This is a genomic window from Acidobacteriota bacterium, from assembly GCA_022562055.1.
In the GTDB taxonomy this organism is placed as follows: Bacteria; Actinomycetota; Acidimicrobiia; order Spongiisociales; family UBA5794; genus BMS3BBIN02.
This window is the reverse complement of record JADFQA010000006.1, coordinates 59,442-77,796: the sequence shown is the minus strand read 5'-3', so window position 1 is coordinate 77,796 and position 18,355 is coordinate 59,442. Positions and strand designations below refer to the sequence as shown.

The window sequence follows — 18,355 nt, the reverse complement described above, 5'->3', positions numbered from 1 at the left end:
AATCACAGTATCCTCGAAAGTATGACGATCTCAGCTCGCCAAGCAGACTACGAGCGGAACGGGCTTAGCCGCCGAGAGGTGGCGGAGCGCGTGGAGGCAGGCCATGTCAACGCGGTGGACGACGGCCCGACAAAAACAATCGCCGACATCGTTCGCAGCAACGTCGTCACCAGATTCAACATTCTGCTCGGCACATTGCTCGCCGTGGTCCTGCTCATCGTCCGCTCGGTACCGGACGCCCTCTTCGGTGGAGTCCTGGTTTCTAACGCCCTTATCGGAATCGTGCAGGAGATCCGTGCCAAACGCACCCTCGACGAGCTGACGGTATTGGCAGCCCCGTCAGCAACGGTGATCCGAGACGGTGTCACAATTGAGCTAGCAGTCGAAGAGATTGTGCTCCACGATCTCGTCAGGATCAAGACAGGAGACCAGGTTCAGGTGGACGGCCAGGTCGTCAAATCGGCCAGCCTTGAGATCGACGAGTCGCTGCTGACCGGTGAAGCAGATTCGGTCGTAAAGACAGAGGGCGCTGAGGTACTCTCGGGTTCGTTCGTTGTTGCGGGGACGGGCACGTTTATGGCAAGCCGCGTCGGAGAAGATGCGTATGCCCGCAAGCTTGCGAACGAGGCCAGGCAGTTCGTCATGGTACGTAGCGAGCTCCGCGACGGTATCGACCTCCTCCTCAAAGGAATCACCTGGGTCATCGGGCCGATCATTGTTCTGCTCACATGGAACCAGCTACGAACGGGTGGCGACTGGATCGAGGCACTGAGGTCCGCTGTGGCGGGAGCCGTTGGCATCATTCCGCAGGGCCTCGTCCTCCTGACGTCTGTGGCCTTTGCAGTTGGCGTTGTGCGGCTCGGAAAACGCAACGTTCTCGTACAGGAACTTTCAGCGATCGAAGGACTCGCCCGCGTCGACATCGTGTGTTTCGACAAGACCGGCACGCTCACAGAGGGCCGCCTCGACGTAACGGAGGTCATAGCGCTCAGCGGCAACGATGTCAGCGACGCCATTGCAGTCCTCGCGGGTCTCGATCCGACACCGAACCCAACGATGTCCGCCATCGCCGCCGCATATCCGCACACACCAAACTGGCCAGAGGGCAAAGTCGTCCCGTTCTCGTCCGAGCGCAAGTGGAGCGGCGCGACTTTCGGTTCCTCCAACACCTGGCTGCTCGGAGCACCCGATGTCTTGACCCCACGCGACGAGGAGGTCACCGAGCAGGTGACGCGGCTTTCAAAACGCGGCCTCCGCGTGATGATGGTCGCTTCATCACCTCAACCCCTGATCGATAACGCACTGCCGGCGAAGATCACACCCGAGGCGCTGCTGTGTCTCGGCGATGTGATCCGACCTGACGCCGCCGAGACCCTCCGCTATTTTGCCAGCCAAGGTGTGCAGGTAAAGGTCATCAGCGGTGATCACCCAGACACCGTCGCGGCCATCGCGCAGGCGGTTGGGGTTCCCGGATCACAAAGCGTGGTGGACGCTCGCGAATTACCTTCTGACCCAGAACAACTCGCATCGGTAATGGAAGCGACCACCGTGTTTGGTCGTGTGAGCCCGCACCAGAAACAAGCCATGGTCCGCGCCCTGCAGAGTCGGGGGCACACGGTCGCAATGACGGGCGATGGTGTCAACGATGTTCTAGCTCTCAAGGAGGCCGATATCGGTATCGCTGTCGGGTCGGGAGCGTCGGCGTCGCGTGCGGTTGCGCAGCTAATACTGCTCGACGGCCGGTTCGACACTCTGCCGCACGTCGTAGCAGAGGGCAGGAAGGTCATTTCGAACATCGAACGCGTCGCCAACCTGTTCGTCACCAAGACCGTCTACGCGTTGTTCCTTGCAATTGCAGTTGGTTTTGCGGCGCGACCTTTCCCGTTTCTGCCGCGACACCTGACTCTCGTAGGAACGGTGACGATCGGGATCCCCGCGTTTTTCCTGGCATTGGCACCTACCACACAACGGGTCCGGCGCGGGTTCGTCATGCGGGTGCTGCGATTCGCAATCCCTGTCGGCTTGGCAGCCGGGGTCGCCACTTTCAGCGCCTACGAGATGGCGATCCAGGAGAACCTGGACCTCATAGAGGCGCGAACAACGGCAACATTCGTGCTCGCCGCCCTCGGTATTGTCAGCCTTGCAATGGTTGCTCGACCGATTGTCGACTGGAAACGGTGGCTCGTCGGAGGCATGGCGGGCATGCTCACGTTGCTTTTCCTGCTGCCAGCGTCGCGCGATTTCTTCGAATTGAGACTTCCCAACTTGACGCTTTCGATGGCAGCTCTCGGAGTGACCGGACTGGCCGGATTCCTGATGATCGTTGCGCTGCGTGCGGTCGGTTGGCTTAAGGCAGTGCCAACAGTCCTACGAGAGCACCCACCGCTGCAGAGCGCTACATGGAGGGATCTGGGGACCATCGTCAGACAAACGGTCACGACGTTCGGCGACGATGCCGAGACCACACTTGAACCGACCAACGACCCACCGGTCAGTGACGCGCTCGCAGATGACCCGCTGGCTGACATCGAGTGGGTAGATGGTCACAGCGACTACTGACGATGTGCGGACTACGGTTTCAGGCGGCGCAGTGTTGCCCTACTCGACGCGGTAGATGAATCCGAACGTGAGTTCCGAACCTTCGAAATCGTTGACCTTGACCTGAAACTCTATGTTCGCCGGCGCGGTTGAGAAGTGCACCAAGACTTCCCAGTCTCCGTCAGTGTCGATCTCGGTCGATTTCGACCCGTATTCGGATAGGACCTGGATGACGGTCCCCGGCTTGCCAGTCCCCCAGTAAACGTCAAACGGCGGAGTTTCGCTCGACGAGCCATTCACCCGATGGGCGGTGAACTCCCAGTCGCGATCTGGCTTCGGCTCGGTAGCCTCTAGGAACACAACCACCGTCGCCGAAGTCTCGTTGCCTGCCGCATCCGTAGCAATCAGCGTCGCGACGTTGCGTCCTGGGGAAAGAGTCAGCGCGATGCTCCATTCGCCGGTGCCGGTAACGGTTGCTTCGTATCGGCCCGCAAACACCTTGGCCCCGATTTCTGTCGTCCCAGAGAACGTGACGACCTTGTTTTGAAACACTTGGTTGTTCTCGGGAGAGAGGATCTTGAAATCCGGTGGCGTGGTATCCGGAGCCAATGTTGTGGTGGTCGTGGTATGCGTCGTAGTGGTAGTGACGACGGTTGTCGTTGTCGTCTCCGTCGGTACGGGCGGAACCTCGGAGGTCGGAACCGCCGGGGTCGGGGCTGTCGTGGTGGCAGGAACGTCGGTAGTCGACGGAGCTAAGGTCGACGATGTCGTTGTCGAGGCGGCGGGTGCCACTGGGACGGGTGCCGGCGTCTGGATCACCGTTCCCATGATGACGAACGCCGCAGCTACGGCCGCCACAGCGGACACCGCCATGGTTGCCTGTGTCATGAAGCGCATGCGCGCCGCACCGCGGAAGTCGATCGGCGGCGTGGCGGGGGACGCCGCAACACTTGCGCGTATACCGGCTGCCGCGCGCTGTGCCCGAAGGTCTAGAGAAGTCATGACGATTCCTCCCCCTGCACGGTACCCAGCTTCTTGGCGAGGTTGTTGCGGCCCTTGTGTAGGTGCACCTTTACCGTTGCGGGCGAGCACTCGAGGATTTCGGCGATGTCCGCAACGCTGCGATCCTCAAGATAGAAGAGCGCAAGCGAGTGACATTGGCGTCGCGGCAGCGACCTAACCGCAGCCCAAAACTCAGCGTCTTCAGCCTCAAGGGCTGGTAGCACGTCGTCAGGTTTACCCATCTTGAGAAGAGCCCGCGCTTCACGCGCCGCCTTGCGGAACAGAGACACGGATAGATTGGCGAGCACCCTACGGACCCACGCTTCGGGTTTTTCGTACATCGAAATCTTGTCCCAGTTGCGGTGGGCAGCCAAGAAGGCCTCTTGTGTGAGATCTTCGGCACCTGATGAGCTTCCACTCAATGCGTATGCAAGACCGAGCACGGATCGATACTCCTGCTGATAGAACGCTTCGAACGGCCGTGTCGCAGCCACAACTGCCGGTCCCGAAAAGGGAGTCGGGACGTCACGAAACGGGTCCCCGGTTGAACGGGGAACCTGCGCCTGAGACGTAGCCTTTCGAAGCGTCATGTACGCCTGTTACACGCTTGAGCGATACAGAAGGTTTACTCCCACTCAAGTATCGCCCCTTGCACGGACCAACTTGAGATCGCGTGAACGCCGCCTGGTGGATGTGGGCGGTGGGGGGAGGACCCTGCATCCGGCGGCGGCGTTCACATACGAGCCGGTTGGATCACCCGCTCACAGAGACAAGCTGATTCTCGGGCGAATGACAGGATGTTGCGCAATGCGCCCATCCCGGCGTAGGGGCTTTCCGCCGCGAGCACTCATCTCGTTCTGTAAGTGTACCGGAGTTGCCCAACAATGGTGACGAACCGATAGCAATGGTAAAGCCCCGTTTCCCAGCAAGCCCACACAACTCGAGTGATAAAGCACCAGCCTCCGAAACCACGTTTCGGAGATTCGCGCCAACGCGCAATTCTCAAACGAGCGGCCCCGGCGAAGAAACCCGCTAGCGATGGACACGGTGCGACCATGTAGATGGCCGGGGTTCGACACCGCAGGTTATAAGGAGCCACAGTGATCGACCAGCCGAACAACCAAATCCCCAGCGACCTACCGACAGTGTTCAGGTGGCGCGAAGCCCGCGATGCGGGCCTGACTGATCGTCGGCTGAAGCGCCTGACAAATTCCGAAGTGATTCAAAGGATCGAGCACGGACTCTACAGCCGAGCCGGCTCGGTGGTCGAAGATCTTGCTCTGATCAACATCACGCTCATTAAACGAGAAGCAACCCTCTGTCTAGCATCTGCGTTGTCACACGCGGACCTTATCGACGGTATTCCGTCGAGAATCGACATCGCACTGAAACGCGGAACTCGAAGCCCGAAAACCTCTCTCCCCATCACATGGCATTGGTTCTCAGCAAAGACATTCACCATCGGACGACTCCCGAAGGACCCTGAGTCTGGCCTTCCCATTGCCTTCTATTCTCCCGAGCGATCGATCTGCGATGCGTATCGAATGAGTCACATTCAGGGTGCTGAGCTAGGCCGAGAGGCCTTGAGAAACTGGATACGTCAGCCCGGATCATATCCGGCCGCGCTACTGGAGATCGCGTCTCATTTCCCAAAAGCGAAATCAGCTATTCGACGAGACTTCGAGATTCTCCTGTGACACTCGACCATGACATTGCACGGGAGCGATACCTGTCGATACAGCGACTCGCGCGGGACCTGGGGCGTCCCACGGATGAACTCCTGACACTCTACGTCATGGAGGGGTTCATCTCTCGCGCCTCCAAGTCCGTCTACTCCGAGCAGCTCGTGCTGAAAGGCGGTATGTTGATCAGCGCTTTCGCTGAACGGCGACCGACACGAGACTTCGATCTGCAGGCCCTCAGAATCCCCAATGACATCGAATCTCTCAAAGCAGTGGCAACTCGAATCGCGTCGATTGAGCGTCCCGAGGTATCGAGTTCAAGATCGAGTCGACAAGTGGGACGCTAATACGAGATCAGGACGAGTACAGCGGCATTCGCGTTGCAATGGCCGCCTCAGTTGACTCGGCGAATCTTCGACTGAAGATCGACTTCAGTATCGGAGATCCGATTTCACCAGAACCGGAGATCACCCAGATCGAATCTGTTGTGCCCGGACTACGCCCGATCATGATCTTGAGCTTCCCGATCACCATGGTCCTGGCCGAGAAGATCGCGACCGCTGCATCGCGTGGAGCCGCAAATACTCGATGGCGTGACTTCTCAGACATCCTCGCCATCGTCCGGTCGAATGACATAGACGGCTCCACCATGCACGAGTCCTTACGCGTCGTCGCCGAGTATCGCAAGATCGACCTGCGCCCTCTCGCTGAGACTCTGACCGGATTCGCGGATCAGGCGCAGACACAGTGGATGCTGTGGTTGAGAAATCAGGCACTCACCGGCCGGTTCCCTCACAGCTTTGAAGCCGTCCTTGATATCGTCGCCGCTTTCGCCGATCCCGTGATATTGAACAGGGTGACCGGCCACACTTGGTCGCGAACATCAGGTTGGTGACGACGGAAGTCGGCCCGACCAAGTGCCACAGTCTTGGAGGATACGGAAAATTCGACCGTGCTGTCACGCGTTGCCATGGTCGCCAGAAAGCCAGTGCACATGATCGGGCATAGCGACGACAGGCCAGCGATCGGCCATGTTCGTGTGGATAGAACCGGTCGGTGACGACTGACAGTGTTGGTTCGTGGAGAAGCAAGGGTGCCGCGCGGGTTGGGACGACGGTCGCCAGGCTGGAAGTTTCGGCAGGGCAGGATGTCAAACTGCGGCGTAGAACCCCGAATCGCCGTTCGGCGTAGAGTCCTTCCGGCCGGCCGAAGCACCCGCTCGCGTATCTCCTAGGGGTCTCGCTAAATCGGCCGATGCTCATTATGGTGCGACCCATGCGCAAAAAGGGCGATCGCGTCGATCTGCCCAGGACGTCCAAACGGGCAGCGCGCCAAGGGTCTCAGGACTATTGGCCCTCGTAGCTCAGGGGATAGAGCACCGGCCTCCTAAGCCGGGTGTCGGAGGTTCGAATCCTCCCGAGGGCGCCCACCCGCAACCCGAAAAACGCCACGTATGAAACCACTGCTGTCAGCGTTTGCGGGCACCGTCGTCATCTCGTTCTCCGCAATCCTGGTCAGACTGGCCGGTGCCGAACCAGTGACAGTGACTGTGTTCCGCGGCCTCTATGCGATCCCCGCGGTTGGGCTGCTGGTTTTCTTGGATCGCGGAAAAACCCGTCGGACCGCCAAGGAGCACGGCGTCGGCCTGCTGGCAGGTATCGCTCTTGGTGTTGACCTTTCGTTTTGGCATAACTCCATCGCGGACGTTGGCGCCGGCGCGGCGACCGTGCTTGTTGCGACTCAGGTTGCCTGGATCGGCCTCGCTACCGTCGTCGTGTTTCGGGAGCGCGTCGACCGCCGCGCGGCCGCGATGATTCCCATCATCTTTCTGGGCATTGTGCTCATCTCTGGTCTCGGCACGTCAGGCGCATATGGCGCGAACCCAACTCGCGGGGTCTTCTACGGCGTCCTCACGGGCTTCTTCTACGCCCAGTTCATCTTGCTGTTGCGCGCAGCCGGAGGAACTGACACGTCTGCGGCAACAAGATTGTTCGACGCCGTCATCGGCGTGACCATTGCTGGGTTCGCGGCGGCGGTGCTGATGCCGCAATCGGTGTCATTCACTTTGACATGGCCGTCACATGGGTGGTTGATTGTTCTCGCGATTGGACCGCAAGCGGTGGGGTGGGCGCTGATCACGTTTGCTCTCCCCCACCTGAAGGCGCTGCAAGCGTCCATGGCGATACTGGTGCAGCCGGGGCTTACGGTCCTGTGGGCGATGATCATCTTTGGCGAAGACCCCAACAGCCTCCAGTGGCTGGGCCTGGTGCTGGTACTCGCCGGGGTCATCGGCACCAACCTCGCGGGTGTTTCAAAGGCGAAGTCGGAAGCGACCGTCTGATTGTGCCGGTCCCCGCGCGCAACTAGGCGGGCGCTAGGCGGATTACCCGATCTTGGGAAGCAGTCTGGATGCCTGTTGCACAAACAGTTGTGTCGGTACGACACCGACGGCCCCCAGGGCTGTGAACCTGGCCTGAGACAGGTCGTCGAGACTCTCACCAGTGACGAATACTGGGACGTCCTTGGCTACGCAGATGCGCAGCATTTCGTCGGCAGCGGGATGGTCAGCCGAAATGATCGCCACGCTGACTGCCCCCTTTTGCACCGCTGCATCTGCTTCGCCGGGGTTGCGCCATGCAGTAGCGGTGTAGCCAAGAATCTTGACCGAAGCTGTGATGGCCTCGCGCAGTTGGGGGTCAGCATCAGCGATCGCGGCGACCGGTGGTTGCATGGCCTTGGGGGCAACGGGGCGCGGCGTGACATCAATGTTGAAACCTTGCGCTCGTTCGACGCCCCACGCGACGTGCGCATTGAACGCATCCGCACCGAGGTCGCGCGACGTCGCCGGTGCAATGCCATACACATCGCCCGGCAGGGCTCGCCGCTCCGCATCCCCACGGGTCGTCGGCACGACGCCTGCGGCCTCAAGAGCTGCGGTGGGAAATCGGGTCGCTTCGCGAAAGATCTCGAGCGGGCCGTGGCGCAGTTCGTGCGCCGGAGTCTTCGACATTTCGGCGAGTTCGGTCTCGAGCCACTGTTCGCCGATCGAGATCGCGTCGTCGACTCCCTCCGAAGCTGGCAGGCCGATATCCTCAACAACACGCTCCACGTATGGCCGAAAGGCAGCGACGAAGGCCTCCGTGACAGTCAGGGGCACGGGCAGTTGATCCATGAGCACAGGATACGGCCGCGTAGACACCAGGTTTGCCTATCGTTGGCGACCGCGGTCGGGAGGTTCGATGATGCGAAAAATGATGGTCGTTGCAGCGTTCGCTCTCGTCCTGTCGGCGTGCCGAATGGACATTGCGGTTGAGATGCAGCTCAATGAGGACGGTTCGGGAACGGGAGCATTGGTGTTTTCGGTCGACGACCAGATGCGCGATCTCATTGACCAGGGTGGGCAGGCGGTGAGTCCCGAAGACTTCTTTGAGTTGCTTGGCATCAACACCTCCACGGTGACCATCACCGAAGAGCGCGACGGGGACTTCACAAGGACAACGGCCGCCGGCACATACGCTGAGTTTGACGATCTGAAGAACATGTTTGCGGTGGGTTCTGACCTGTCCGCGATCAAGGAGGCGTCCTTCGTCCGTGTAGATGATGAGGTGACACTGACGGGAACACTCGTGTTTGACCTGGCGGCCAACGTCCCAGACAACGCACCGGTGGGGCTTGAGACGATCTCGCAGTTCATCACGATCAGCGCCGCTGTTGACATGCCTGGCGAGGTCATTGAGCACAATGCTGATCGGGTCACGGAGGATGGCGTGCTGATCTGGGACTTCACGTTGCTTGACCCACCTCGCACGATCATGGCAGTCGCCGACGTCAGCGAAAGGGCGGCGGCGACCGAGTCATCGAACTATGTTCCCGTGGCCGCGGCTGCCGCCGGTGGAGTCGTTCTCGCCGTGTTCGTGTGGCGCAGAAGAAGAGCCAAGCCAGCCGCACCTAACGGCTAACGATCACAACGTACACCTGGACGACACCGGTAGTGGCGACACCAACGCCGATCTTGGTCACATCAGCATCTGCAACAACCGGCAACGACCAGGCATGCTCGGCGAGACCCTCGACCGCGCTGTATGGAGACACTGCTAGAACGACGGCGGCTTGAAACTCGGTGCGCAGAATGTTTGCGTCGTCGAGTCGTTGCTCAATGCTGCCGTCCTCGGACACGTACGACACGTTCCCCTCCGCTAGCAACGCAACCGCATGCTCGGTTGCAACCGCCGCCAGAGCGTCCGATCGTGCCAACGCCGGAACGTTTTTCCCAACGCGATCACGGTTGATAAGTTCCACGGCGATCTGTGCAAGCGCGGGCAGTGATTCTATGTCGTCGACATCGCCGCTCGGGATACGCTGGTTTACCCCGGGCGCGACAACGACCCTTTGATCGCCCACAAGTTCTTGAATGGTGAGAAGAGCCTGAGGCAGACGGTCACCTGTGACGATGGTGAGCAGCCGCTGGGGCACTCCATCAGCCTCGGTGAACGCGGAGACGATCTCCGAGTCCGCGAATAGCTCGTCGAGACTGTCGTTGAACGAGCTGAGCCTCACAAGCGTCAACAACAGGAGGACCGCGAGCGAACCGGTGACGAATGCAAGTGCTGCGCCTCCGAGTCTGTTGAGGGTCGTCAGCCCGGGCAGGAACCGGATTCCCTTGTGGAGGATGGCGGACGTCACGGCCCCGGCTGTCGAAATGGCAAGAAAGATGATGACCGATGCGACCATCCGCGACGGGTCATGCGGTAGGCCTGAAATCCCTTCGACAGTCCCCGCAAGGGTTCCAGACATTGTGAAAGCGACGTATGCCCCTATGACAAGTACGGAGAGCGACACCACTGACCGCACCAATCCCCGATACCAGCCCCGCAGGGCGAGAAGGCCAAGAATGACGAGAATCCCGATATCCAACATATTGGTGCGCCCCCGACTCAGGTCGAGGCGTCGTCGTGCTCGGGATCATTGTCGTCGTTGTCGGCGACTATGTCTCCAGCACCGACACTGTCAAACTCGTTCGCCGTGTCGTCGGGTCCAGGTGTAGTCGGATCGGAACGCAGCGGAGTTGTTGCTGTGTCGAGAGACCTGAGGCGAGCAAACATGGGCGCGTATATCTCCGACTCAGGAATGATCGGCGCAGACGCTTCGTCCCATTCTTCTCCGAGCACCCGGGTTCTCCACAAGTGGCCGACAACAATTTTGAGGGCGCCTGTCAGCGGGACCGCAAGTAACACACCCCAGATTCCGGCCAAGCCCCCGCCGAGTAACAACACAAGCACAATCGCGGCGGGATGGATTCGCACAGTTGCTCGCAAAACGGTCGGCGAGATGAAGTTATTGTCGATCTGTTGGACGATGAGCGCAATGGCCGCTGCCCACAGTGCAGTCCGTAGGTCGGCCGTTGCCAGCGCGACCACCACTCCCATGAAACCGCCAACCCATGGTCCAATGAATGGCACGATGTTGAGGAACCCGGCAACCATCCCAATGATGAGCCAAAACTTGAGACCAATAAGAGCAAAACCGAAGCTCATCATGATCCCGACTACAACCGCGACAAACACCTGCCCACGCAAAAATCCACCAATCGCGTTGCCGACATTGCGTGAGACGTAGATGATTTCATCGCTGCTATCTGCCGGTAGTAGCGCTACTGCAGCCTTGCGCAGACGCGGAAGGTCGATCAGCAGGTAGAACGCAACAACGGGCGATACGAAGAGAACAAGCAGCGCCTCAAGCAGACTCGACGTGATCGACCCAAGCCGCAGTTGGACCTGATCGAGGAGAGCTGCACGCTGTTCGGGCGCGCCGAGAAACTCTTTGAACTCCTCGTACGTCCACAGTGAAACGTCGTCGAAGCCGACCGATGTTGCAATTCGTTCAATTTCGGTGGCAGTGTTGTTGAAGATGTCTTCGAACCCTGTGGTGAGTTCGCTACCTTGCGATGTCACCGAAGGTGCGACCAAGACCGCGACAAGACCGAAAAAACCAAACATCAGCGCAAACGCGACCAACGACCCAAGGAGACGGTGCAGGCCGCGTTCGTGGAGGCGGGATACGATTGGATTCAGAAGGTAGATCAGTACCATGGCAAGCACCATCGGCGCAAGCACGACCCGCGCCTTTGTCAGTATCCACAGCGAGGCCGCCAACACCAGAAGCCCGCCCAGGATCGCCCATGCAGCGATCCCGAATGCCGCAAAGGAAAACTTGTCGGCGTCGAACCTAGTTTCCTCCGAACTCATCGCCAGTCCCGCCGAAGCGCACCAGGCCGCGTCCGATCACGTCGCCTACGTAGCCTGCGGGTCACCAATGGTGCGTACACGAGCGCCTCGGGATCATCGATCACGTTGCGCAGTATTTGGCTGTAACGCACCATTGACATGTCAAGGCCGACACGGATAGCCCGCTGTTTCGGCCCGGTGGCCTGCCACCAGCATCCCTCAAAGTCGAGTACCCGCCGCTCACAATCAGACAACATGCGCGAAGGCTATATACCAATGGCAACATTTCTGCGTATTTCGCCTCCCACGGTGTCGATGCGCCTCTGCAGTTCGCCTCAATCTTGTGGACCGCCGGCGGCCGATGAGGGCGACTTTGGCGCCGGATTGTCTACGAGGTTGGGTAAACGCGGTCGGGGGTGATGAGCACAGCGCAGCGTTGTTCATCCACCATGACGCGATCGAACTCGTCCCAGTCGTCGTGGGTTCCACCGGCGGCGAGGAAGATCGATCGGAGCAGGCCGGGGACGGCGTCCGGCGCCACATCGGGATGAGGGTCGTTGGGACCGGCGAGTTCTGCGGTCCCGTCTACCGCTATCCATTCCCAGCCGCGTCGGACGGCAAGGGTGATTTCGGGGCGGTTACGCAGGTGTTGGAGTTTGACGGCGTTGCCGAGCGAGACGAACGCGACGACGTCGTGCGTACCGCCGGGATGGAGAATGATCCCGGCGTTGACGACGGAGATGAGCGGCTTGCCTGACTTGCGGATCGTGACGACTTCGACGAGACCGGTCTCTGTCGCAAGCTTGGCTCGAACTGATTCAAGGTTGACGGTGGCTCTCATGGTGTCCTTCTACGGTCGGTGAGAAGCCCGCCGGGCGACAAAGCGGGCCTCGTGGTGGTCATCCCGCCAGTCTTCTTCGTACCGCAGGGTATCGAGGTCATGAATGAGGCTTGGAAGTTCACTGTCGTCGAGAATATACGGACGCGGTGGCCGTTTATGACGTTCGAGGTTGGTGACGGTTGCGAGCGAACCTATGAGCAGACCACCCGGGCGGAGTACTGATGCGATTCGTGGAAACAACGCCCGTTCAAGGAAGTGGAAGAGCAACAAGACATCCCAGGGGCCGTCGGGCAGCGGGTCTGCACCGAGGTCAGTGCGCTGAGTGTGGAGCGCAACGTCGAGGGTGGCGGCGCGTTCGGTCGCGAGCGTGAGGGCGACGTCGGACACGTCGGCAACGGTGACATCCCAACCTCGTGACGCAAGCCAGATGGCGTTGCGCCCGGTCCCGCCGGCAACATCGAGGGCGCGACCGGGTGGGGGAAGCAGATCGGCGTTTGCTATCAGCCACGGCGAGGGATCCTCGGCCCACCCGGCTTCGGTGTACCGCTCGTTCCACCGTTCGCGTTCGTTACTTTCGACATGTGTCATGCAGACATCGTAGGCAGCCCGCTGCAGCGGATCCCACCAGCTCAGTTCGAGCACCCACTTGTGGTACTTATGACGTCGCAACAAGATCCGGATCACTGAATGTCGGGGGACGCAGCTCGAGATCCCACAGGTGAATGCGGGTGTATAACGATGCCCGACGTGTTGTCAACCAGCAGCGACGGGAAGTACCAATTGGTAGGGCGTCTGACGGTGTGAAGGTCCCGAGAGGTTGACGCTACGTTCTTGATCACGCAGTCTCAACATCGACCGTCCACCGGATGTTGGTCCCCTAGTAGGACTCGACGAAGGACTCAGGTCACAACGAAGTTGCTCATCATGGCCATGTCTTCGTGCTCAAGGTTGTGACAGTGGAACACATAGCGCCCCGGGAATCCATCGAATCGGACGGCGATGGCTGCGCTTTCGAAGGGTCGGAGATCAATCGTGTCCTTCCACCCGCTGTCGTAGGGGCCGGGACCGCCCAAACCGCGAGACAGGACCTGGAACGAATTGAGATGAACATGGATCGGGTGGTGAAAATCACTGACCAACCTCCAAATTTCAACGCTGTCAAGCGCTGGACGTGCTGCCGCCGAGTCGGGACTGAAGGGTTCGCCATTGATCAACCAAGTATGCCGGTCTCTAGCGTCGAGGGTGAGGTGGCCCGAGCTGAATCGCATCGTGCGGGTGATCACTCCTTCGGATGTCGTGTTGAGAGGTTCAATGGTCGTGAGCGTGTCCGGCACTCGGCTGCTGTCTTCGGCCCTAGAACCAACAACGAAACGCATCACAAGCCCAGTAGGCCCGTCGGCGAAATCGTTGACGAGGGTGACAACGGTACCGGATTGATAAGAGGAAAAATCGACGATCACGTCGAATCGCTGCGCAGGGGCCATTTCGATGTGATCGTGCTGAATCGGGTGGGCCAGCAGGCCGCCGTCGGTACCAATCTGAACGAACCCATCAGGTGGCGGTGGGTCGAGACGCAGGTCGTAGCGCCTGGCGTTGGCCGCGTTAAGGAACCTGAGCCGGTAGCGAGCCCCTTCTACCTCAACGGTGGGCCACGGAACTCCGTTGACAAGATTGACATCGCCGAGAACGCCAGCCTCGAACCCATCCGTAACCCCGACATCCACAAGTCCCTGAGGGTCAATCGCGGGATAGAGCAGCGAGCCATCGGTGTCGAAGCTACGGTCTAGGAGCATGAGCGGTAGCTCCCGCTCCCCTGAAGGTAGGCCAAGAGCATCTTCTTCGTCATCGCGAATGATGTGGAATCCAGCAAGTCCCTTCCACACGCCAGGACCAGTGAAATCCAGTCGATGGTCGTGGTACCAAAGCGTCGTGGCAGGCTGATCTAGCGGATACCAGTGAACTCGTCGGCCTTTACTGATGTCGCCCGACCGAACTACGTAGTCCGGCAGCGGTACGTCCGCGCCGACCGGGAGCACAAAATCTAGTGGGTAGCCGTCGTGTTCAGGAGGAGTCCGTCCTCCGTGAAGATGGACTACGGTGGGAACCGGCAGCTCGTTGGTGTGCGTGACCGAAATTGTCCGGCCGCGTCGACTCTCGATCGTGGGTCCTGGAAAGATGCCGTTGTAGCCCCAGATAGTGGTCGAGATGCCCGGCAGAATCTCCGCCGTAGCCACTCGTTGGCGGATCTCATAGTGATCGCCGGCGTCGTCTGAACGTATCGGTGTCAGGACGGGCGGAATTCGCAGAAGTTGAGTGAAGGGTTGCGGGAGCGGTAGCTGACTGACGAGGACACGTCCGGTGGAGGTCGATCCCGGCAAGCCCGACACGAAGGATGCACCAAGACCAACGGCGATACCCCCCCATGCCAGTCCGCGAATAAAGTCTCGACGGGATATCGACATCAGGACTCTCGCCAAGCCCAGACCGTCAGCCAACTGACCGCCATGATGATGGCGACGCCAAGCGGGATGTGCACGGCAAGCATCCGTTGTTCGCCAGCGAATTCCTCCACCTGGATCGCCACAAACAACGATGCTGTCAGAAGGGTTGGCCACAACGCGTACCTTTTCCGAAACCGCGCCAATCCCGCGCTGGCGGTGGCGAGCAGGGCGATAATACCCGAAGCCGATGCGCCCAGACGGTGAAATTCCAGGGCCTCGAACGTGCCAGACATAAACTGGCCAGCGAGGATAGCCTGGTTGAACAGCAGCGCCGCGGCAACCGTTATCAGAACGCGGTACACCAGCGCTGCCCGTCGGCCGATCCACTCGGAACGATCATCAGACTGTTCGCCGAGGCCGTCTCTGTCTACCTGTGAGGCCACTTGACACCCTGCCTCAGCGACCGGCGACTGCTCGCACCCTGGTTCGAGTCGTACGCCATGGGTGATCTACCTCCGCTATTCAACTTGTGTACCGGTTCGGCGACCGGCAGGGTTGCATCGTACCGACATCGAAACTCTCCTGCGTCAGCCAATCGGTCTGGGTCTTCCGGAGCGCTCAGACAATGCGCGCGTCGGACTATCGGCTGATACGCCAGTCGCGTCGGCCCGGTGCGCTGGACTCATCAGCGGGGGGGATTGCTTGGGCCTGGCGACGTGGCAGCTTCCTCACTTCTCCCCAGAACGCCTCGTGATCCGTACCGGCGGTTTCTATCAACGTGGGCGCGGGAACAAGACGCAGCAGTGCCGCCGTTTCAGAGCGGAGCCGACGAAACCGTGACATTGCAAGGTTCACTGCGACGCGGCGCACGCATGCTGACGGATTCGCAAGGTCCTCAACGCTCGACCAGTCGGCGTGAGGGCGCAGGAACGCCTCCTGAGCGAGGTCCTCGGCGACCATGGCGCTGCCGCTCAAGTCCGTACACGAGCGCGACCACCCTGCGGTATTCGTCCCGGTACAGCACCTCGAAGGTACCCGGCACCTGCACCTGCGGAACTCGGGGTTCCGACCCACCCATCGAGCCTCACTATTCGGGATCGTCACACCATATAGACGTTCGAGCGCCCCAAGTGGTTTAGCCAGATCGTCCGGAAAGCACGAAGCTCGACTATCGAACGCCCCTCAGCCCTGCAAAACCCATTTCGGTACCGTCAAAACGTAATACCCGGACATGTCAACGCCCGACGAGTGCCTTGCCGGTTCAAACGCGACGAACCGCCCGGCCGGTTCCAAATTGCAGTGTGGGCAGCACGGGAAAACTAGAAACCGCGACACCGCGAACCGGCCAGAAGCGGCATCTGTCGTACCTCGACCCGGCATTAAGTCGCGAGGGCTGGAGCTGGCGATGGGATTCGAACCCATGACCTGCCGCTTACAAGGCGGCTGCTCTGGCCAACTGAGCTACGCCAGCACAGTATCTGAGACGCTAGGTTACCGATCCCCTAGCCCGTGCCAACTCGAACACTGCAAGCGACGCGGCCACCGAAGCATTGAGCGACTCGACACCCGCCGCAAGGGGAATGGAGACCAGTGCGTCGCAGCGCTCCGCGACCAACCGAGACAGCCCCTTACCTTCTGCGCCAACCACGATAGCGACCGGTTCCGTGAGCAACTGACACGCAAACAACGAGTCTTGCGAAGACCCATCTAGACCTACCAGCCACACGCCGCGATCAGCAAGCTGACGCAGGGTGTCTGCCACAGAGTTCACCACGACAACATCCATCTCCTCAAGGGCTCCGACAGCGGCCTTGAAGGTGGCAGAACTCAGCGGTGCAGCTCGGCGCGACGGCACCACAATCCCTGACACCCCGGCGGCGAGTGCGGACCTTGCAATGGCGCCAACGTTGCGCGAGTCCTCGAGTTTGTCGAGGACGATCAGCGCGGCCGGCGTTGTCCGATCGACCGCCGACTGCAACGTTGCAAGGACCAGCGGCGAACATTCGGCGGTGATCCCCTGCGGGGCGGTCGTCTCAGCCATCGGGCGAACGTCGCCGGTGATGACCACCTTGCAGACCCGGTCTGCACGATCGGCAAGATCGGCGTACTCGTCGCGTTTGAGGCGGCCTCGCTCGATGTGGAGAACCCGAACTCGTCCGTGATTGAAGGCGGCGAGGACGGCATGAAACCCCTCGACCTTAACTCCGATACCAGCGTGCGCCATCGGCGGTGTCCTCCACAGTAATTCCGATCCCTATCAGAGCGTCGCGTATAGCGTCAGACGTCGCCCAGTCCTTGGCCGCGCGAGCTGAATTGCGGGCGGCGATCAACCCATCGAGCACTGTCTCAGGTGCGTTACCGTCAACACCGAACTCGAGGCCGACCGCTTCGACCGCCGTTTGGATATCCGACAGGTCAACAGTGCGTTCGCCAAGCCCGAACACGCCAACCATCTCGTCGTACGCAGCGACGACCGGCTCGGCGTCTTCGCCGGCGTCGAGAAGCCGGTTGCCTTTGCGCACCGCGTCAAAGAGCGCAGCCAACCCCCCGGCGACGTCGACGTCGTCGGCCAATGAATCACTGAAACGATCAAGGAACACACTGTCAGGCGCCGCGGTGACCGGCCCAGGCAAACGGCGACGAAACGCTCTCAACCGTTCCAGCGACGAGACGGCGTCATCGAGCGCGGCTTCCGAAAAGTCGAGCGGCTTGCGGTAGTGCGTGCGGAGGTAGAACAGCCGGACCGCAACCGGGTCCCACCGTTCCAACGTGTCGAGAAGGTCGATGACGTGGCCGGTCGACTTCGCCATCTTTTCGCCCGCGAGATTGACCATGCCGTTGTGGAGCCAAAACCGCGCAAACGTCTTCCCGTTCGCAGCTTCTGCTTGCGCAACCTCGTTCTCGTGATGCGGAAACACCAGGTCGTTACCACCAGCGTGGATAGCAAACTCGTCGCCGAGGTACTCCCGGGCCATTGCTGAACATTCGATGTGCCAACCGGGACGCCCTTCGCCCCACGGCGACGGCCACGATGGCTCGCCGGGTTTCGCCGCTTTCCACATGGCAAAGTCGAGCGGGTCTTGCTTCAGATCACCCGGCTCAACGCGAGCACCGGACAACAGCTCGTCGATGTTGCGACCAGATAACTTTCCGTACCCGTCAAAGGAGCGCACCCGAAAATAGACGTCGCCACCCGACTCGTAACCATGTCCACGCTCAATGAGCTGCTTGATCATGTCAACCATAAGGTGCACATGCTCGGTTGCCTTCGGCTCGATGTCGGGAGGGAGCACACCGAGCATCTCGTAGCCTTTACAAAACGCCGCGGCTGCCTCATCAGCGATTTCACTCGAAGAGACACCCCGGTCGATCGAAGCAGCAATGATCTTGTCATCGACATCGGTGATGTTCTGCACATACGTCACGTCGTACCCGCGCCACAACAGATACCGGCGCAGCACATCGAACGCAACTGCCGCCCTACCGTGGCCGATATGTGGTTTTGTTTGCACCGTCGGTCCGCAGACGTAGATCCCGATCGCCGCACCGGCGGGAGGGTCAAAGTCGACGAGGGATCGCCCGAGAGTGTTAAAAAGCCTCATAAGAAACAATGCTATCAGCCGCAGG

The 18,355-nt window shown here is 60.3% G+C and carries 19 protein-coding genes and 2 tRNA genes; 7 read left to right on the top strand and 14 right to left on the bottom strand.

Annotation, left to right across the window (positions count from 1 at the left end; genetic code table 11):
• Window positions 1–21: 21 nt before the first annotated feature.
• Complete coding sequence (locus tag IIC71_03290; protein MCH7668214.1) at window positions 22–2,559, top strand: HAD-IC family P-type ATPase; 2,538 nt, start codon at window positions 22–24, stop codon at window positions 2,557–2,559.
• A 39-nt stretch (window positions 2,560–2,598) separates the two neighbouring features.
• Here the strand turns inward: IIC71_03290 and IIC71_03285 are convergent, their stop codons facing one another.
• Both IIC71_03285 and IIC71_03280 read right to left on the bottom strand, forming a co-directional pair.
• Window positions 2,599–3,540 (bottom strand): hypothetical protein, encoded by a 942-nt coding sequence (locus IIC71_03285; protein MCH7668213.1) that lies wholly within the window; start codon window positions 3,538–3,540, stop codon window positions 2,599–2,601.
• Entirely contained in the window at window positions 3,537–4,130 is a 594-nt protein-coding gene (locus IIC71_03280; protein ID MCH7668212.1) for a SigE family RNA polymerase sigma factor, read from the bottom strand. The genes IIC71_03285 and IIC71_03280 overlap by 4 nt, the downstream gene beginning before the upstream one ends.
• Before the next feature lie 510 nt (window positions 4,131–4,640).
• Here IIC71_03280 and IIC71_03275 point away from each other — a divergent pair.
• From IIC71_03275 to IIC71_03255, 5 genes are all read left to right on the top strand, one after another.
• Window positions 4,641–5,237: a type IV toxin-antitoxin system AbiEi family antitoxin domain-containing protein gene (locus IIC71_03275; GenBank protein ID MCH7668211.1), complete on the top strand. Its 597-nt coding sequence runs from the start codon at window positions 4,641–4,643 to the stop codon at window positions 5,235–5,237.
• Entirely contained in the window at window positions 5,234–5,569 is a 336-nt protein-coding gene (locus IIC71_03270; protein ID MCH7668210.1) for a nucleotidyl transferase AbiEii/AbiGii toxin family protein, read from the top strand. The genes IIC71_03275 and IIC71_03270 overlap by 4 nt, the downstream gene beginning before the upstream one ends.
• Window positions 5,533–6,117 carry a nucleotidyl transferase AbiEii/AbiGii toxin family protein gene (locus IIC71_03265; protein MCH7668209.1) on the top strand — a complete coding sequence of 195 codons (585 nt, stop codon included), beginning with the start codon at window positions 5,533–5,535 and terminating at the stop codon, window positions 6,115–6,117. The genes IIC71_03270 and IIC71_03265 overlap by 37 nt, the downstream gene beginning before the upstream one ends.
• Before the next feature lie 457 nt (window positions 6,118–6,574).
• Window positions 6,575–6,647 (top strand) — tRNA-Arg (locus tag IIC71_03260).
• Window positions 6,648–6,675: 28 nt separating this feature from the next.
• On the top strand, window positions 6,676–7,563 hold the full coding sequence (locus IIC71_03255; protein ID MCH7668208.1) for a DMT family transporter: 888 nt from the start codon (window positions 6,676–6,678) through the stop codon (window positions 7,561–7,563).
• A gap of 42 nt (window positions 7,564–7,605) precedes the next feature.
• Here the strand turns inward: IIC71_03255 and IIC71_03250 are convergent, their stop codons facing one another.
• The gene (locus IIC71_03250; protein MCH7668207.1) at window positions 7,606–8,394 is read right to left on the bottom strand and encodes a hypothetical protein; all 789 of its coding nucleotides are present in this window, start codon (window positions 8,392–8,394) and stop codon (window positions 7,606–7,608) included.
• 67 nt (window positions 8,395–8,461) lie between these two features.
• Here IIC71_03250 and IIC71_03245 point away from each other — a divergent pair, with 67 nt between their 5' ends.
• The gene (locus tag IIC71_03245) at window positions 8,462–9,181 is read left to right on the top strand and encodes a hypothetical protein (GenBank protein ID MCH7668206.1); all 720 of its coding nucleotides are present in this window, start codon (window positions 8,462–8,464) and stop codon (window positions 9,179–9,181) included.
• Here IIC71_03245 and IIC71_03240 read toward each other — a convergent pair.
• The 11 genes from IIC71_03240 to IIC71_03190 form a co-directional block, all read right to left on the bottom strand.
• Complete coding sequence (locus tag IIC71_03240) at window positions 9,171–10,139, bottom strand: CvpA family protein (protein MCH7668205.1); 969 nt, start codon at window positions 10,137–10,139, stop codon at window positions 9,171–9,173. The two genes, IIC71_03245 and IIC71_03240, sit on opposite strands and share 11 nt — an antisense overlap.
• Window positions 10,140–10,156: 17 nt before the next feature.
• Window positions 10,157–11,467 carry an AI-2E family transporter gene (locus IIC71_03235; protein ID MCH7668204.1) on the bottom strand — a complete coding sequence of 437 codons (1,311 nt, stop codon included), beginning with the start codon at window positions 11,465–11,467 and terminating at the stop codon, window positions 10,157–10,159.
• Complete coding sequence (locus IIC71_03230) at window positions 11,464–11,703, bottom strand: DUF3263 domain-containing protein (protein ID MCH7668203.1); 240 nt, start codon at window positions 11,701–11,703, stop codon at window positions 11,464–11,466. Before IIC71_03230 ends, IIC71_03235 begins: the two co-directional genes overlap by 4 nt.
• 131 nt (window positions 11,704–11,834) lie before the next feature.
• Window positions 11,835–12,287 (bottom strand): pyridoxamine 5'-phosphate oxidase, encoded by a 453-nt coding sequence (locus tag IIC71_03225; protein MCH7668202.1) that lies wholly within the window; start codon window positions 12,285–12,287, stop codon window positions 11,835–11,837.
• A gap of 9 nt (window positions 12,288–12,296) precedes the next feature.
• The gene (locus tag IIC71_03220) at window positions 12,297–12,875 is read right to left on the bottom strand and encodes a class I SAM-dependent methyltransferase (GenBank protein MCH7668201.1); all 579 of its coding nucleotides are present in this window, start codon (window positions 12,873–12,875) and stop codon (window positions 12,297–12,299) included.
• A gap of 311 nt (window positions 12,876–13,186) precedes the next feature.
• The gene (locus tag IIC71_03215) at window positions 13,187–14,749 is read right to left on the bottom strand and encodes a multicopper oxidase family protein (protein MCH7668200.1); all 1,563 of its coding nucleotides are present in this window, start codon (window positions 14,747–14,749) and stop codon (window positions 13,187–13,189) included.
• Window positions 14,749–15,171, bottom strand: coding sequence for a hypothetical protein (locus IIC71_03210; protein ID MCH7668199.1), 423 nt, complete (start codon window positions 15,169–15,171; stop codon window positions 14,749–14,751). The genes IIC71_03215 and IIC71_03210 overlap by 1 nt, the downstream gene beginning before the upstream one ends.
• A 196-nt stretch (window positions 15,172–15,367) precedes the next feature.
• Complete coding sequence (locus IIC71_03205) at window positions 15,368–15,703, bottom strand: hypothetical protein (GenBank protein ID MCH7668198.1); 336 nt, start codon at window positions 15,701–15,703, stop codon at window positions 15,368–15,370.
• A gap of 419 nt (window positions 15,704–16,122) precedes the next feature.
• A tRNA-Thr gene (locus tag IIC71_03200) sits at window positions 16,123–16,199 on the bottom strand.
• 15 nt (window positions 16,200–16,214) lie between these two features.
• A complete protein-coding gene (gene rlmB, locus IIC71_03195) occupies window positions 16,215–16,952 on the bottom strand; it encodes a 23S rRNA (guanosine(2251)-2'-O)-methyltransferase RlmB (GenBank protein ID MCH7668197.1) in 738 nt (245 codons plus the stop codon).
• Window positions 16,927–18,330: a cysteine--tRNA ligase gene (locus IIC71_03190; GenBank protein ID MCH7668196.1), complete on the bottom strand. Its 1,404-nt coding sequence runs from the start codon at window positions 18,328–18,330 to the stop codon at window positions 16,927–16,929. The genes rlmB and IIC71_03190 overlap by 26 nt, the downstream gene beginning before the upstream one ends.
• Window positions 18,331–18,355 lie beyond the last annotated feature (25 nt).